Annotated in this window: 18 protein-coding genes and 1 pseudogene; 9 read left to right on the top strand and 10 right to left on the bottom strand. The window is 73.3% G+C overall.

The window, feature by feature from the left end; all coding sequences use genetic code 11:
• Nucleotides 1–40 precede the first annotated feature (40 nt).
• Nucleotides 41–787: a GntR family transcriptional regulator gene (locus FVS66_RS08835; RefSeq protein WP_149180462.1), complete on the bottom strand. Its 747-nt coding sequence runs from the start codon at nucleotides 785–787 to the stop codon at nucleotides 41–43.
• Between the two features lie 238 nt (nucleotides 788–1,025).
• Here FVS66_RS08835 and FVS66_RS08830 point away from each other — a divergent pair, with 238 nt between their 5' ends.
• Together FVS66_RS08830 and FVS66_RS08825 are read left to right on the top strand one after the other, a co-directional pair.
• The gene (locus tag FVS66_RS08830) at nucleotides 1,026–2,486 is read left to right on the top strand and encodes an MFS transporter (protein ID WP_149180461.1); all 1,461 of its coding nucleotides are present in this window, start codon (nucleotides 1,026–1,028) and stop codon (nucleotides 2,484–2,486) included.
• A 65-nt stretch (nucleotides 2,487–2,551) separates the two neighbouring features.
• Complete coding sequence (locus FVS66_RS08825) at nucleotides 2,552–3,121, top strand: GNAT family N-acetyltransferase (RefSeq protein WP_149180460.1); 570 nt, start codon at nucleotides 2,552–2,554, stop codon at nucleotides 3,119–3,121.
• Here FVS66_RS08825 and FVS66_RS08820 read toward each other — a convergent pair.
• On the bottom strand, nucleotides 3,118–3,468 hold the full coding sequence (locus FVS66_RS08820) for a VOC family protein (RefSeq protein WP_149180459.1): 351 nt from the start codon (nucleotides 3,466–3,468) through the stop codon (nucleotides 3,118–3,120). The genes FVS66_RS08825 and FVS66_RS08820 overlap by 4 nt on opposite strands.
• Before the next feature lie 24 nt (nucleotides 3,469–3,492).
• On the bottom strand, nucleotides 3,493–4,296 hold the full coding sequence (locus tag FVS66_RS08815; protein ID WP_149180458.1) for a methyltransferase domain-containing protein: 804 nt from the start codon (nucleotides 4,294–4,296) through the stop codon (nucleotides 3,493–3,495).
• A gap of 137 nt (nucleotides 4,297–4,433) precedes the next feature.
• Between FVS66_RS08815 and FVS66_RS08810 the strand changes: the two genes are divergently transcribed.
• Genes FVS66_RS08810 through FVS66_RS08800 form a run of 3 tightly spaced genes read left to right on the top strand, consistent with a single transcriptional unit; the run spans nucleotide 4,434 to nucleotide 7,914 of the window.
• Nucleotides 4,434–4,694, top strand: coding sequence for a hypothetical protein (locus FVS66_RS08810; protein WP_149180457.1), 261 nt, complete (start codon nucleotides 4,434–4,436; stop codon nucleotides 4,692–4,694).
• Between the two features lie 29 nt (nucleotides 4,695–4,723).
• Entirely contained in the window at nucleotides 4,724–6,061 is a 1,338-nt protein-coding gene (locus FVS66_RS08805; RefSeq protein WP_149180456.1) for an NAD(P)/FAD-dependent oxidoreductase, read from the top strand.
• A gap of 8 nt (nucleotides 6,062–6,069) precedes the next feature.
• Complete coding sequence (locus FVS66_RS08800) at nucleotides 6,070–7,914, top strand: transketolase (protein WP_149180455.1); 1,845 nt, start codon at nucleotides 6,070–6,072, stop codon at nucleotides 7,912–7,914.
• Between the two features lie 70 nt (nucleotides 7,915–7,984).
• Here FVS66_RS08800 and FVS66_RS08795 read toward each other — a convergent pair whose 3' ends face one another.
• Nucleotides 7,985–8,155, bottom strand: coding sequence for a hydrophobic protein (locus FVS66_RS08795; protein WP_149180502.1), 171 nt, complete (start codon nucleotides 8,153–8,155; stop codon nucleotides 7,985–7,987).
• A 66-nt stretch (nucleotides 8,156–8,221) separates the two neighbouring features.
• Between FVS66_RS08795 and FVS66_RS08790 the strand changes: the two genes are divergently transcribed.
• Nucleotides 8,222–9,151 (top strand): cation diffusion facilitator family transporter, encoded by a 930-nt coding sequence (locus FVS66_RS08790; RefSeq protein WP_262386883.1) that lies wholly within the window; start codon nucleotides 8,222–8,224, stop codon nucleotides 9,149–9,151.
• Between the two features lie 61 nt (nucleotides 9,152–9,212).
• Here the strand turns inward: FVS66_RS08790 and FVS66_RS08785 are convergent, their stop codons facing one another.
• Entirely contained in the window at nucleotides 9,213–10,379 is a 1,167-nt protein-coding gene (locus FVS66_RS08785) for a Vms1/Ankzf1 family peptidyl-tRNA hydrolase (protein ID WP_149180454.1), read from the bottom strand.
• A gap of 134 nt (nucleotides 10,380–10,513) precedes the next feature.
• Between FVS66_RS08785 and FVS66_RS08780 the strand changes: the two genes are divergently transcribed.
• A complete protein-coding gene (locus FVS66_RS08780) occupies nucleotides 10,514–11,089 on the top strand; it encodes a TIGR03086 family metal-binding protein (protein WP_149180453.1) in 576 nt (191 codons plus the stop codon).
• A 17-nt stretch (nucleotides 11,090–11,106) separates the two neighbouring features.
• Here FVS66_RS08780 and FVS66_RS08775 read toward each other — a convergent pair whose 3' ends face one another.
• Genes FVS66_RS08775 through FVS66_RS08765 form a run of 3 tightly spaced genes read right to left on the bottom strand, consistent with a single transcriptional unit; the run spans nucleotide 11,107 to nucleotide 12,460 of the window.
• Nucleotides 11,107–11,664, bottom strand: coding sequence for a type 1 glutamine amidotransferase domain-containing protein (locus FVS66_RS08775; protein ID WP_149180452.1), 558 nt, complete (start codon nucleotides 11,662–11,664; stop codon nucleotides 11,107–11,109).
• 16 nt (nucleotides 11,665–11,680) lie between these two features.
• Entirely contained in the window at nucleotides 11,681–12,109 is a 429-nt protein-coding gene (locus FVS66_RS08770) for a CBS domain-containing protein (protein WP_149180451.1), read from the bottom strand.
• A gap of 30 nt (nucleotides 12,110–12,139) precedes the next feature.
• Nucleotides 12,140–12,460, bottom strand: a complete 321-nt coding sequence (locus tag FVS66_RS08765) for a DUF2795 domain-containing protein (RefSeq protein WP_316248174.1) — start codon at nucleotides 12,458–12,460, stop codon at nucleotides 12,140–12,142.
• Nucleotides 12,461–12,747: 287 nt separating this feature from the next.
• Between FVS66_RS08765 and FVS66_RS08760 the strand changes: the two genes are divergently transcribed.
• Entirely contained in the window at nucleotides 12,748–13,035 is a 288-nt protein-coding gene (locus FVS66_RS08760; RefSeq protein ID WP_149180449.1) for a hypothetical protein, read from the top strand.
• On the opposite strand, the gene FVS66_RS35415 is transcribed toward FVS66_RS08760, so the two are convergent.
• Nucleotides 13,005–13,148, bottom strand: coding sequence for a hypothetical protein (locus tag FVS66_RS35415; protein WP_222946913.1), 144 nt, complete (start codon nucleotides 13,146–13,148; stop codon nucleotides 13,005–13,007). The genes FVS66_RS08760 and FVS66_RS35415 overlap by 31 nt on opposite strands.
• A 254-nt stretch (nucleotides 13,149–13,402) precedes the next feature.
• On the opposite strand from FVS66_RS35415, the gene FVS66_RS08755 reads away from it, so the two are divergent.
• Nucleotides 13,403–14,194, top strand: a complete 792-nt coding sequence (locus tag FVS66_RS08755; protein WP_149180448.1) for an RNA polymerase sigma factor SigF — start codon at nucleotides 13,403–13,405, stop codon at nucleotides 14,192–14,194.
• 125 nt (nucleotides 14,195–14,319) lie between these two features.
• On the opposite strand, the pseudogene FVS66_RS34875 reads toward FVS66_RS08755, so the two are convergent.
• A pseudogene (locus FVS66_RS34875) lies at nucleotides 14,320–14,976 on the bottom strand (PAS domain protein); the annotation flags it as partial.

The following is a 14,976-nucleotide window of genomic DNA, read 5'->3' as shown; positions in this document are numbered from 1 at the left end:
ACCGACCGCACCCGCCGCCGGTCCGCGGTGCGGGCGGGCGTCAGCTCGACTGGAGCACCGGCAGCGCGGGCGCTCCCGTCGGCAGCATGTGCTTCGCCGCGAGCACCGGGGTCTCCCCGGCCCGCACCACCTGCGTGACCAGGACCGCCGGGGTGTCGGCGGGACGTCCCAGCTGCTCGCCCCGCCGCGCCCCCAGCAGCGTCGCCGTCACCGCGCTGTGCGCCCCCAGCGGCACCCCGCGCGACGCCCCGGCCAGCACGGCCAGCATCGACGTGCGCTCCGGCGCCGCCACCTCCCGCAGGGCCGCCGCGAACGCGGGATGGGCGCGCTCCAGTACGGCGTCGGGCGCCGCCCACTCCTGGCTGAGCGACGCCGCCGTGCCCTCCGCCGCCAGCAGCGACTCCCAGAACCGCAGCTCCGCCCGCGCCGGGGCGAGCAGGTGCTGGGTGGTGAAGTCCGTCGGCTCCTCCATGGTCCGCAGCAGCGCCCGTACGCGGACGGGGGCGCCCGCGCCGAGCAGCTCCTCCAGCGGCTGCACATGCTCGAAGCCCCGGCGGGGCGGGCCCTCGTTGACCGTGCGGCCCACACCCCGGCGTACCGACAGCAGCCCGTCCTCCTGGAGCAGCAGCAGCGCTTCGCGCAGCGCGGGCCGGCTCACGCCCAGCTCGGCGGCGAGCCGTGGCTCGGACGGCAGGGTCGAGCCGGGCGGGTACGCGCCGGCGTGGATGGCGTCGACGATCCGCTCGTACAGCACCACGACCGGGCGCCGCCGCTCCGCACTGACCACCGCTGTTCCTCCCGGGCTCACCTGTCAGCAGGTCATGGCGCACGGTATGCCCCGCGCAGCCCGCCCGGCAATCCGTTCCGACCAGGCCGGACGGGCGGACGACGTAGGTCACAACCAGGAGGCCCTTGACGTTTTACGCGCGTAGAACAGAAGGTGTGCTCTGGCGCTTGTCTGACAACACTTGCCGACGGCGTCCACAGCACTTGCACGAGATGACATCCCAGGCAAAGGGGCCGACATGTCAACCACGCTCGGCCGGACCCGTTCCGGAGCCGAATCCGACCTCTCGGGGCGCGGCCCCATGCTGCTCGCGATGGTCCTCGCCGTCCTCGGCTACCAGATCAACGCGACCATGCTGAGCCCAGCGCTGCCGGATGTGATCGAGCGTCTCGGCACCACGACGGCGGCCGCCGGTCTCTCCCAGACGCTGTTCTTCCTCATGGCGGCCATCGGCCAGGTCACCCTGGCCCGTCTGAGCGACCAACGCGGCCGCAAGCCCATGATGCTCGTCTGCGCCGTGGTCCTCATCGTCGGCAACCTGCTCTGCGTCTTCGCGCCCAACATCGAGATCTTCATCGCGGGCCGTGTCCTCCAGGGCGTCTCCGCCGCGATGTTCACCCTCGCCTTCCTCACCCTGAACCAGCTGCTCACACCGGCCGGCTTCGGCAAGGCGGCGGGCATCATCACCGCCGTCAACGGCGGCCTCGCCGGCGTCGACGCCATCGCGGGCGGCCAGATCGCCGACACCATCGGCTTCCGAGGCATCTTCGTCTGCTCCACCCTCATCGCCGTCGCCGGACTGATCGGCGTCCGCCGCTACGTACCCGACGTGCCGCCCACCACCGAGCCCGGCGCCCGCTTCGACTCGCGTGGCATCACCGCCTTGGCCCTCGGCCTCACCGGCATCCTCGTCGGGCTCGCCCAGGGCGCCGCCTGGGGCTGGACGTCCGCCCTCACGCTCGGCTTCCTCCTCGGCGGCCTCGCATCGCTGGCCTTCTTCGTCGTCTCGCAGAAGAGCGCCCCCAACCCGGTCATCGACCTCGACGTGCTCGCCTCGCGCCGCGCCTGGCCGCTGCTGCTCACCACGGTCTGCACCCTCGGCGGCGCGTTCGGTGCGATCGCCCTGACCATCCCGCTGTTCTCGCAGGACGCCCGGGTCGGCCTCGGCCTGTCCGCGGTGACCTCGGCGATCCTCTTCCTCACCCCGATCCAGCTCATCGGCGTGATCTCCGCCCCGCTGACCGGCCGCCTCGGCCCGAAGATCGGCTGGCGCAGGATCGTCGTGACCGGCGCCGCCGCCAACTTCGTGATCTTCCTCTTCGCGACGCTCTTCCTGCACAGCGAGTGGATCCTCGTCGCCTCGCTGGCCGCGCTCGGCGTCACTTACGGCGGTTTCATGCTCACCGGCCTCAACGGCCTGGCCGTCACCACCGCACCCAAGGACAAGCCGGGCTCGCTCTCCGGGCTGAACGGCGCCTGCTTCGGTATCGGCGCGTCCCTCGGTATCGCCCTCGCCTCCGCCATGATCACGGCGGGCAGCGACGCCCACGGCGTCACCGAGGCCGGCTACCAGCACGCCATGTACACCGCGCTCGCCCTCCTGGGCGTGGGTGTGCTGACGTCGCTGCTCATCCAGCGCCCCCGGGAGGAGACCACGAGCACGGACGCCGAGCGGCCGCTGGTCCTCTCCCACCACTGAGCGTCACCGGCCACCGAACGCCACCGCCACCGAGCGGCCCCGGCGTCGCCTCGTACGCTGGCTGAATGGCCGATCACCGCAGCCCGCCCCCCGCGTACCTCGCCGAAGGCCCGCGGGTGGGCCTGCGGCCGTTCCGGTACCGGGACGCCGACGAGTTCACCGCCCGGGCGCGGGAGAGCCGGGGCCTCCACCGGCCCTGGCTCTTCCCGCCCGACACCGCGGAGGCGTACGCCGCCTACGCCCGCGCGCTCATCGAGGACCCGGCACGCGCCGGGTACCTGGTGTGCGAGCGCGCCGACGGCGCCGTCGCCGGGTTCATCAACATCAACAACATCGTGCGGGCCGCCTTCCAGAGCGGCGCCCTCGGCTACGGCGCCTTCGCGCACGCCGCGGGCCGGGGTCTGATGGGCGAGGCGCTCGGCCTCGTCGTGCGGCACGCCTTCGGCCCGCTCGGCCTCCACCGCCTGGAAGCGAACATCCAGCCGGGCAACACGGCCTCGCTCGCCCTGGTGCGCCGCGCCGGGTTCCGCAAGGAGGGCTTCTCCCCGGCGATGCTGTTCATCGACGGGGCGTGGCGCGACCACGAACGCTGGGCGGTCACCGCCGAGACGCCGGTCCCGCCGGACACTCCCTAGCCGGCCCGCCTGTCCGCGTACTCGAACACCGATCCGTCCGGGTGGACGGCGATCAGATTCCGGCCCACCGGTGTGGGCACCGGGCCCGCCACCACCCGGGCGCCCACCTCGGTCAGTGCCGTGTGCGCCACATCCACGTCATCCACCGCGATCGTCGCGGTCACCCTGCGCAGCACCTCCAGCTCCGCCTCCGGCCCGCTCATCAGCAGGAAACAGCCGACGGCCGCGACATGGACGCCGCCGCGCTCGAACCGCAGCGCCCGGCTGCCGGTGAGCCGTTCGTAGAAGACGACCGAGGTGTCCAGGTCGTCGACGCAGATACGCAGAGTGGTGCCGAGGATCTCCATGCCGGAAAGGGTAGTTGGGGCGGATCACACCCGGCAGAGGACCTCGCCGTGCGGCACCGCGAACCAACCGTCGCCGTCCGCCCCCCATTCCCGCCAGCCGGCGGAGATGGCCGCCAGTCGCTCCGGCGTCGTATGGCCGCCGTCGACCGCCAGTCGTGCGTACACCGACTCCGTCGTACGGTCCGCCCACAGCGCGCTCCACCATGTGCGCTCCTCGGGTGTGGCGTAGCACCACACGGCGGCGCTCGGGGTGATGTCGGTGAAGCCGGCCCGCCGGGCCCACGACAGCAGCCGTCGGCCCGCATCGGGCTCGCCGCCGTTGGCCCGCGCCACCCGGCGGTACAGCTCCCGCCACTCGTCCAGCACCGGCGGCTCGGGGAACCAGGTGAACGCCGCGTAGTCGCTGTCCCGCACGGCGACGACCCCGCCGGGGCGGCACACCCGCCGCATCTCGCGCAGTGCCCCCACCGGATCGCCCACATGCTGGAGCACCTGGTGGGCGTGGACCACGTCGAACGAGTCGTCGGGGAAGTCCAGCGCGTGGACGTCGGCCACCGCGAACTCGATGTCGTCCAGTCCGCGCCCGGCGGCGACCGCACGGGCCTGCGCCAGGACGTCGGCGGCCGCGTCGACCGCCGTGACCCGGCCAGGTGCGACCAGCGCGGCCAGGTCCGCCGTGATCGTGCCGGGTCCGCAGCCCACGTCCAGCACGTCCAGGCCGGGGCGCAGCTCGCCCAGCAGGTACGCCGCCGAGTTCTCGGCTGTGCGCCAGCGGTGCGAGCGCAGCACCGACTCGTGGTGTCCGTGCGTGTAGACAGCTTCCGTCATCGCCGTACTCCGTCTCTCGGGGTGATCGGGCAGGGCAGCAACGGTACGCCGCTATGCCGAATAGCGAGACGTGTTTCTCAATATATGGACGACGAGTGCGGTGTTACGCGCGGGGGCGCCCGGGTACCCGCCGCCGCATGGAAACGAAGTCCCCGCGGTCGAGGAAGCCGGTACGGGCGACGGCCGCGGCGTTGGGGGGTGCCCTGCTGGCCGCGCTGATCGAGGTGGTGCGCCGCCGCGCGGCGCGTACCGCCGAGCGCCACCCGGTCGAGACCCCGCAGGCCTCCGGCCCCGACGAGCCCGCACCGCCGACCGAGCACGCTCCGCCCGCCGAGCATGCTCCGTCCGAGCCCCCCGGTCCGCCCGTCGATCCGGAGACCCCGCACCACCGCGCCTGACCGCATCCACCCCCTCAGCAGGAGGCCCTGTGACCACCCCTACCCGGAACCGCCCGCGCGTCCTGGTCGTCGGAGCCGGGTTCGCCGGCTACCAGACCGCACGCGGACTCTCCCGGCTCCTGCGCGGACGCGCCGAGACCGTGCTGCTCAATCCCACCGACTACTTCCTCTATCTGCCGCTGCTCCCCCAGGTCGCCGCCGGGATCCTCGAACCCCGCCGCGTCACCGTGTCCCTGCCGGGGACCCTCCGCCACGTACGGCTCGTCCTCGGCCAGGCCGACCACATCGACCTCGAGGACCGCACCGTCCACTGCACCGACCCCGAGGGCACCTCTGGGAAGATCCGCTACGACCGGCTCGTCCTCGCCGCCGGCAGCGTCAGCAAACTCCTCCCCATCCCCGGCGTCGCCCAGCACGCAACCGGCTTCCGCGATCTCCCCGAGGCGCTCTACCTGCGCGACCACATCACCCGGCAGATAGAGCTCGCCGCCACCGAGACCGACCCCGACACCGCCGCCGCACGCTGCACCTTCGTGGTCGTCGGGGCCGGTTACACCGGGACCGAGGTCGCCGCCCACGGCAAGATGTTCACCGACGCCCTCGTCCGTGAGCAGTCCGCCTGGCCCCGCGGCCTGAAGCCCCGCTGGCTGCTCGTCGACGTCGCCCCGCGCGTCCTGCCCGGCCTCGACGAGCGGCTCGCCGACACCGCCGACCGCGTCCTGCGCGACCGGGGTGTCGAGGTGTGCACGAACACCTCCGTGCAGGAGTCCACGGCCGACGGCGTCCGGCTCGACGACGGCCGGTTCATCTCCACACGCGGGCTGATCTGGTGCGTCGGCGTCCGCCCCGACCCGCTCGTCGAGGAGCTCGGCCTGCCCCTCGAACAGGGCCGCCTCGTCGTCACTCCAGAGCTCAACGTCCCCGGTCACCCCGAGGTCTTCGCATGCGGCGACGCCGCCGCCGTGCCCGACCTGGCCCGTCCCGGCCGGCTCACCCCCATGACGGCGCAGCACGCCTCCCGGCAGGGGAAGACCGCGGCCCGGAACGTCGCCGCGTCCCTCGGCCACGGCCACCCCGTGCCGTACCGCCACGACGACCTGGGCTTCGCCGTGGACCTCGGCGGCGTCAAGGCCGCGGCCAACCCGCTCGGAGTCCCTCTGTCCGGGCCGCTCGCCGGCGCCGTCACCCGCGGCTACCACCTGGCCGCCATGCCCGGCAACCGGGTCCGTGTCGCCGCCGACTGGCTGCTCGACGCCGCCCTGCCCCGACAGGCCGTCCAGCTGGGCCTGGTCCGCTCCTGGCAGGTCCCCCTCGACACCGACGCGCCCGAGCCGGCCCGCGTCACCGGTGGAACCGGGAAGGAGTGAACGACGCCATGCAGTACGAGGAACTCGCCGACCTGGCCCAGCAGCTGAGGGCCGACGCGGTACGCGCAGCCGACGCGGCAGGCTCCGGCCACCCCACCTCCTCCATGTCGGCCGCCGAACTCGCCGCGGTCCTCCTCGCCCACCATCTGCGCTACGACTTCGACCGGCCCGACCATCCCGGCAACGACCGGCTCGTCCTCTCCAAGGGCCACGCCTCACCGCTCCTCTACGCCCTGTACCGGGCGGCCGGCGCCGTCGACGACGAAGAGCTCCTCGGCTACCGCACCCTCGGCAGCCGCCTCGAAGGGCACCCCACGCCGCGGCTGCCCTGGGTGGACGTCGCCACCGGTTCCCTGGGCCAGGGACTGCCCGTCGCCGTCGGTATGGCCATCGCGGGGCAGCGCTTCGACCGGATCCCGTACCGCGTGTACGTCCTGTCCGGCGACAGTGAGATGGCCGAGGGCTCCGTCTGGGAGGCCGTCGAGCACGCCGCGTACAACCACCTCGACAACCTGACCCTCGTCGTGGACGTCAACCGGCTCGGCCAGCGCGGCCCCACCCGGCACGAACACGACCTCGACGCGTACGCGCGGCGGCTGCACGCCTTCGGCTGGCACACCATCGAGGTCGACGGCCATGACGTGCAGGCCGTCGACGCCGCCTTCGCCGAGGCCCGCTCCACCGTCCGGCAGCCCGCCGCGATCCTCGCCCGCACCCGCAAGGGCCACGGTGTCGAGGCCGTCGAGGACCGCGAGGGAATGCACGGCAAGCCCCTGCCGGACGCGGAGGAGGCGATCGCCGAACTCGGCGGCGTACGCGGCATCCGGGTCACCGTCCAGCGGCCGTCCGAGGGCGAGGTGCTGCCCGCCGTGGAGGACACCGAGCCCGAGCTGCCCCGCTTCGACGTGGGCGACGAGGTCGCCACCCGTACGGCGTTCGGGCACGCCCTCGAAGCGGTCGGCGCGGCACGCGGCCGGGTCGTCGCCCTCGACGCCGAGGTCGGCGACTCCACGCGCGCGGAGTTCTTCGCCAAGGCCCACCCCGACCGGTACATCCAGTGCTACATCGCCGAACAGCAGATGGTCGCCGCGGCCGTCGGCCTCGCCGCCCGCGGCTATGTGCCGTACGCGTCGACCTTCGCAGCGTTCCTCACCCGCGCCCACGACTTCATCCGCATGGCCGCCGTCAGCCGCGCCGGCGTCAATCTGGTCGGCTCCCACGCGGGTGTCGCCATCGGGCAGGACGGCCCGTCCCAAATGGGCCTGGAGGACATCGCGATGCTCCGCGCCGTTCATGGCAGCACCGTCCTCTATCCGTGCGACGCCAACCAGACCGCCCGGCTCGTCGGCGCCATGGCCGATCTGGACGGCATCCGCTACCTGCGCACCACGCGCGGCGACACACCCGTGATCTACGGCCCCGACGAGGACTTCCCCGTCGGCGGCAGTAAGGTGCTGCGCCACCACGAGCACGACAAGGCCACCGTCGTGGCCGCGGGCGTCACCGTCCACGAGGCTCTCAAGGCGGCAGACCTGCTCGACGCCGAGGGCATCCCGGTACGTGTCATCGACCTCTACTCCGTCAAGCCGGTGGACGTCGAGACGCTCAACGACGCCGGAGGCCAGACCGGCTGCGTCCTCACCGTCGAGGACCACCACCCGGAGGGCGGACTGGGCGACGCGGTCGCCGAAGCCTTCGCCGACGGCCGCCCCGCACCCCGTACGGCCCGCCTCGCGGTGCGCGCAATGCCCGCGTCGGCGACCCCGGAGGAGCAGCTGCACACCTCCGGCATCGACGCGGAGGCGATCGCCGCGGCGGTGAAGCTGCTGGTGGAACGGGTGATCGCGCACTGACGACAGACAGGCTCGACACACGGGAGCGCCGACCGGCTCCGAGCCCGTCGGCGCTCCGGTGTGCGCGCTTCTACCACCGGTACCAGCGCGACCGTCCACCCCCCGCCGTCGAACCCCTCATGAAGAAGCCGAGCAGCCAGATCACCAGCACGGCCAGCGCGATCCACCACAGGACATCCCAGAGGAACCCGACACCGAAGAGCACGATGGCAAGCAGCAGAATCAGCAAGATGGGAACCATGGTCTGCACCTCCGCAACTCCGGGTGCCCCGCATCCGGCCCCGTACACGGCTCGTACGGTGGTGACGTGACGACGCGGGACGCGAAAGCACGCCGGTCGGACCACAGGACCCGGCTGACGGTCTGGGTCGCGCTCTCGGCGAACCTGGTCATCGCCGCCGCCAAAACCGCCGGCGGGCTCATCGCCGGGTCGCCCGCCCTGCTGTCGGAGGCGGCCCACTCGGTGGCCGACACGCTCAACGAGGTGTTCCTGCTCGCGTCCCTGCGCCGCAGCCGCCGTCCGGCCGACCGCCGTCACCCGTTCGGGTACGGCAAGGAGCGCTGGTTCTGGTCGCTGCTCGCCGCCGTCGGAATCTTCGTCATGGGCGGCTGTTTCTCCTTCTTCCAGGGCTACCAGGCGCTCGCCGGACACCACGGCGAACCTTCGTCCCGCTACGCCGTCGGCCTCGCCGTCCTCGGTGTCGCCCTGCTCGCCGAGGGCACCTCGCTACTGCGCGCCCTGCACCAGTTCCGCACCCACGGCAAGGACGGCCGTGACCCCGCGCTGCGTACCGTCCTCGGAGAGGACAGCGCCGCCGTCCTCGGCGTGGCCTTCGCGATGACCGGGATGAGCCTGCACCTGGCGACCGGCGAGGCCGTCTGGGAGGCGGGGGCGTCCTTCGCGATCGGGCTGCTGCTCGTGTACGTGGCGTACCGGCTCGGCCGCGAGGCCCGCGACCAGCTCATCGGCCAGGCCGTGGACCCCGTTCTCGCGTCCCGCATCCGGGAACTCCTGGCGGCCCAGCCCGAGATCGACAATGTGGCCGCCCTGCTGACGATGCGGCTCGGCCCGGACTCGGCCCTGGTCGCCGCGCGCGTGGACCTCGTACCCGGGCTGGACAGCGAGGAGGTGGAGCTGGTGTCCGAGCGCATCAAACGGACCGTGGCGCGCCGGTGGCCCGAGGTGGACCAGGTGTTCCTCGACATCACGGAGGCGCCCATCGGCGAGGAAGGCTGACGGGCGCCCGGCCGCACGCTCACATCGGCGTGCTCACATCCGCGTGCTCACATCCGCGTACTCACATGGTCGCGGCCTCGGTCTCCTGCTCGTCGTACGGCCACCGCAACAGCGCGCCGAGCCCGCCGACCGGCAGTTCGTCCTCGATCTCCGGCCGCACGCGCAGCACATCCGCCCCGGTGGCCAGCGCCGACCGCAGCAGCGCGTCGTCCGCCCGGGCCGGCAGCGGCTCGGTGTCGCCCAGGTACTGCGTCTCCGTGCGGCGCACGGCCACCTGGTCCGGCTCGGCGCCCACCCACACCTGGCGGTGCGCGTCCGGCCCCTCGGGGCGGATCAGCAGCTCGGCGATCCGGTGCTCGCGGGCCGCCTCGACCAGTGCCGGCACACCCTCGGCCGCGCCCGACCCGGCCGCGCTCGCGCCCTCCGGCGCGCGCGCCGCCCGGAACCGGTCCAGCTCGGCCTCGGCGGTACGCCGCAGATACGTCTCCCGGGCCGCCCGTACGTCCTCGTCCAGCAGCAGCCGGGACGAGCCCGCGGCGCGGCCGCCGTGCTCGGTCTCGACGACCGTCGCCCGGAGGCCCGCGGGCAGCCGCTCGTGCACCGAGCGCCGCTCACGCGTGTCACCGCACAGCACCACCAGATCCGCGCCCAGCTCCTCCACGGCGCCGGCGATCGCGTCGGCGATCTCCGCGGCGTTCTCATCCCAGGTGTTCTCCACACTCAGCTGGAAGTGCCGCTCGGACCAGGCGTTCGTCGCCGTGCGGTGCATGGGCCACTGCTTCGTGCCCTCCACCTTCCCGGCCGGCATCGACGCGATGGCACTGCGCAGCTCCAGGTCCGCGCCGGTCCGGTCGATGTACGCCACCAGGCACGCCGGTTCCTGCGCCGCCAGGTCCAGCAGCGGCCCCAGACGAGGCAGCGCGGACCAGAACACCTGGGACGGGGCGATCGGCCGCACGGCCAGCGGCGGGTCCAGGACGACCTCGCCGTGCGTCGCGAACACCGCCCGCCCGGCCTCGCCCGCCGGGCGGGGCCAGTCCGACAGCGCCTGGTACACGGCCTGCACGGTCGCGTCGTCGCCGCCCTGCGCGGCGAGCTCGTCGCAGGCGTTCCGCGCCTGCAGCTCCCGCCGCCACCTGGCGGACTCGTCCATCCGGGACGTGTCCAGATACACGCTGGCCCACGGTCCGGGACGGTCGTAGAGACTGGTCAGAAAGGCGAGTTGCATGGCTTCCCTCCCGGGGCCGGAACGTCCGTGCCGGACGAGTACCCGTGCGTTCGGCCGACACACAGACCTCTGCTGTCGCGCGAACCGGCGTCCCCGCACAGAGTGGAACCCCGAACCCCACGTGGAGGTGACCCATGTCCGGCAGCCCGCTCCTCGACCGGCACGCGGAGGCGCTCGAACTCTTCTCGTCGCGCGTCCACGCCGTCCGGGACGACCAGTGGGACGACCCCACGCCGTGCACCGAATGGTCCGTACGGGACCTGGTCAGTCACCTGACCGGTGAGCAGCTGTGGGTCGTCGACCTCGTAGGCACAGGGCGCACCGTCGCGGAGGTCGGTGACGCGTACGACGGCGACGTCCTGGGGGACGCCCCGGTCGCCGCCTGGGACCGCGCCATGGCGGGCGCGCGGGACGCCTTCCGCGAGGAGGGCGCGCTGGACCGGACGGTGAACCTGTCGTCCGGGGACACCCCGGCCCGCGCCTACTGCTCGCAGATGGTGGCCGACGCGGTCGTCCACTCGTGGGACCTGTCGCGGGCGATCGGAGCGGACGACCGCCTGCCGCTGCCCCTGGTGGACTTCGCCCTCCAGGAGTTCACCCCCTACGCGGATTCCCTGTCGGGCACCGGCTACTTCGCCGAGGCCGTCCCGGTCCCCCCGGACGCCGACGCCCAGACGAAGCTCCTGGCCATGCTGGGCCGTAAGTCCTGATGGCCGGTCCGCTCCGTTCAGGCCGCCCTGGTGCTCCGCGCCGCCTTCCGGAACTCGGCGATGAAGGCCGCGCAGAACGCCTTCAGGTCGGCGGGCCTGCGGCTGGTGATCAGGGTGTTCGGGCCCGTGTCGCTGACGCAGACCTCCTCGTCCACCCACTCGCCCCCCGCGTTCCGCACGTCCGTACGCACACTCGGATACGACGTCAGCCGCCGCCCCCGCACGACGTCCGCCTCCACCAGAGTCCACGGCGCATGGCAGATCGCCGCGACCGGCTTGCCGGTCTCGAAGAAGCCGCGGATGAAGTCGACCGCCTTCCGGTCCGTCCGCAGCAGGTCCGGGTTGGCGACGCCGCCGGGCAGGACCAGCCCGTCGTACTCGTCCGCCGACGCCTCGTCGACCGTCCGGTCGACGGGGAACGTGTCCGCCTTGTCCAGGTGGTCGAACGCCTGGATCCGGCCCGGCTTGGTCGAGACGAGGACGGGCGAGTCCCCGGCCTCCGTCACCGCCTGCCACGGCTTGGTGAGTTCGGCCTGTTCGACGCCCTCCGGCGCCACGAGAAACGCGATGCGCACGATCAACGCCCCTTCCTCATGCGGTGTCGGTGTTCGGTTCGGCCCTGCTGATGTCGGCGAGTGCCGACGTCGAGTCCTCCGAGACCGCCAGGTCCCCGAGGCTGACCACACCCAGCGGCCGCCCGTCCTCGATCACCGGCAGCCGCCGTACGGCGTGCCGCCGCATCAGCTGTACGGCGGTGGACACGTCGTCGTCCGGTGCCACGCACACGGGGTCGGGCGTGCACACGGTCTGGGCGTTCACGGTGAGCGGGTCGGCGCCCTCGGCCACCGCCCGTACGGTGATGTCCCGGTCCGTCACCACGCCGACGAGCAGGTCCCCGTCGGCCACCAGTACGTCCCCGATGTCCTGGGCACGCATCAGCTGCGCCGCCTCGACCAGCGAGGCGTCCGGGCGGACCGCGGCGACGCCCGGCGTCATGACTTCTCTCACGAGCTGCGCCATGGCTGTCGGTCACTCCCTCCGTGCTGCCGGTCACCGGCGGTGCAGGGCGACCGCGACGTCCTGCACGCTGCGGTATGTCCGGTCTCCGGGGAGGCCCTCCACACGGTGCGTGAGCGGATCAGGTGCGTGCCGTTCACGCAGGACGCGCAACAGGTCCCCTCGGTGCGCCGGGAACGGCGTCCGGGCGAGGTGCCGGGCCAGTTCCAGACGCAACGCCTCGAACGCGTCGGACGGGACGCGACCTCCGGAGGCCAGCTCCGGGTCGTCGTCGGCCACCGGCTCGGGGTCGTGCCACTCCTCGGTCCTGGTCGGGTGGCCGGACTGGAGCAGCCCCTTGAGCTGGTGCTTCATCTCATCGTCCTGACGGCGGCTGAGCCGATCGCTGCCTCGCTGCATGGCGCCCTCCACGGTCCGCGTGGGTCGGTCGCCGGGCGGGTACCCGGCCGGGCCGCAGCAAACCCCGGCGGCGTCTGCCGCTGGTTTGAGTGCTCCGGTGCAGGGGACTCGCCGCTGCGGCCGAGTGCCTGAGCGGCCGAACGGCCAAGGGGTGAAGGGCGGCGGAGCGGCCCGGGGCGTGGACGGCGGTCCCGCCGGGGCCGCTCCCCACGCCGCCTCCCGACGGACGGAAGGACGAGGCGATGGACGTCATGGCCATGCTGATCGCCTTGCTGCTGCCGCCCCTGATGCTCGGGGTGATCCTGGCGATGGCCTGCTACGAGGACCTGGTCCTGCCGGCCTTGACCGTGGAACCCGGTGAGCACGGAGAGCCCGGTGAGCCCGTGGTGCCGGCCGAGGCCGAGGAGGACGCCGAGGCCGTGGAGTCCGCCGGCGAAGCCGAGGGCGATGCCCCGGTCACCCCGCTCACCGCCCCGGCCGCACCGCTCCCCGTCACCGATCAGCCGGTGACGCCCGCGGACGCGGCGTAGTCGCCCCGGTCACCCGGACAGCCGAACTTCGCCGCCTCCCCGAAGATCTCCGCAGCCCTCTTGCCCGCGCCCGGCACGGATGCGGCCATCTGCGGATATATCACCGCGCTCAACCGCGACCGCAGGGTAGAACCGGCCAGTAGTGGTCCTGCCGCGCCCACCTGCGGAAGCCGAACGGGGCAATCGCGCCGACAGTGGGATCAAGGCGTTTGCCACCGCGGCCCCCGGGCATATGCACCTCGTGCTTCGGACCGGAGGCACGTCCGTGGGAGCGGCCCCCCGCTCCGGGCGTGTCCTTGCCCGGTCCAGGCGGCGCTCCCCGGGGTGACAGCAACCCATCAGCGCCGTTCAAGGAGCTGAAGACCACATGCGTACCCTCGCTCACACGAAGCATCCGCACGACGACGCACCCGACACCGCCGAGGCGTTCCAGCGTCTGGCGACGCTACCGCCCGGCGAGGAACGGGAGGCCGTGCGCCAGGACATCGTGCGCGCCTGGCTTCCCATGGCCGACCGGCTCGCGGGCCGTTTCCGGAATCGTGGCGAGGCACTCGAGGACCTCAAGCAGGTCGCCGCGCTCGGCCTGGTCAAGGCCGTGGACCGGTACGACCCGTCGCGCGGCGCGGCCTTCGAGAGCTTCGCCGTGCCCACCATCACCGGAGAGATCAAGCGTCACTTCCGCGACCACATGTGGACTCTTCACGTGCCGCGCCGCGTGCAGGACCTCCGCGGCCGCGTCCGCGTCGCCTACCAGGAGCTCTCGCACTCCGTCGGCGGCCGCGCCCCCACGGTCTCCGAGATAGCCAAGAAGGCCGGCATGACCGAGGAGGAGGCCGTCGCGGGCCTCGAAGCCCTCGACAGCTTCACGGCCCTGTCCCTGGACGCCGAACTGCCCGGCACCGAGGACGGCTACACCCTCGTCGACGCCCTCGGCGGGCCGGACCCGGCCCTCGACGTGGTCGTCGACCGCGAGGCGGTCAAGCCGAGGCTCCGCTCGCTTCCCGAGCGCGAGCAGAAGATCCTCTACATGCGGTTCTTCCGGGACATGACGCAGAGCAGCATCGCCGAGGACCTCGGCATCTCGCAGATGCACGTCAGCCGGCTCATAAGCCGCTGCTGCACGCGGCTGCGGGAGGACATCATGCGGGACGCCGCCTGACAGGGGACCGCCTGCCAGACAACCGCCTGACAGGGAACCGCCTGCCAGGACGCCGCCCGACCACGACGCCGCCCGACAGGGCGCCGCGCGGGCAGAACCGCCGCGCGGCGCCGGGGCGGCGCCGGTCAGCCCGGCCGCCGCATGGCCAGCCCCACATGGCGGGACAGCACGTCGGCGGCCTGCGCCTCGGCCATCGAGAACGCCCGCCGCGCGCCGCAGCGCAGCAGTGTCAGCACACCCAGGACCTCGGGGGCGTCCGCGCCCGGGGCGGTGTCGCCCACGATCGGCAGACACAGCAGCGAGCTGACCTCCGCGCGTACGAGCACGGCCGCCCCGGCCGGATCCGTACCCAGCGCCAGGGCGTCCTCGGGCCGTACCTGGAGGGAAGCGGAGGCGCCCGCGGCCACCTCGGCCACGAGGGGGCAGTCCGCCGGGTCCTGCTCCATGAGCGCCCCGGCGAGCGGCTGGTCGCCGGCCGGGCCCAGCACCACGGCGCGGCGCACCGGCCGGGCCCCCTCGGCCCCGGTCATGTCGCCGATCACCCAGTCGGCGAACCGGCCGTGCAGAACCCGCGCCGCCGCCTCCAGCGCCCGCCGGGGGTCGCCGGGCGCGGCGCGCAGCAGGGTCGCCGCGACCGTGTCGACCAGGTCGAGCGTCCCGGCCCGCTCCGTGGCCTCGGCGAGGTCCGGCGCGGCCCTCAGGCGTCTGCCCCCGGGCACGGCGCCCGTACGGCGCCCGGTCGCCGTAGTGGCGGGGCCCCCACCGCCGCCCGCCACGGCGGG

Origin of the sequence: Streptomyces sp. TRM49041 (genome assembly GCF_008271805.1) — a bacterium.
GTDB lineage: Bacteria > Actinomycetota > Actinomycetes > Streptomycetales > Streptomycetaceae > Streptomyces.
The sequence above is the reverse complement of the archived record's forward strand: the minus strand, read 5'-3'. Positions and strand labels throughout refer to the sequence as shown.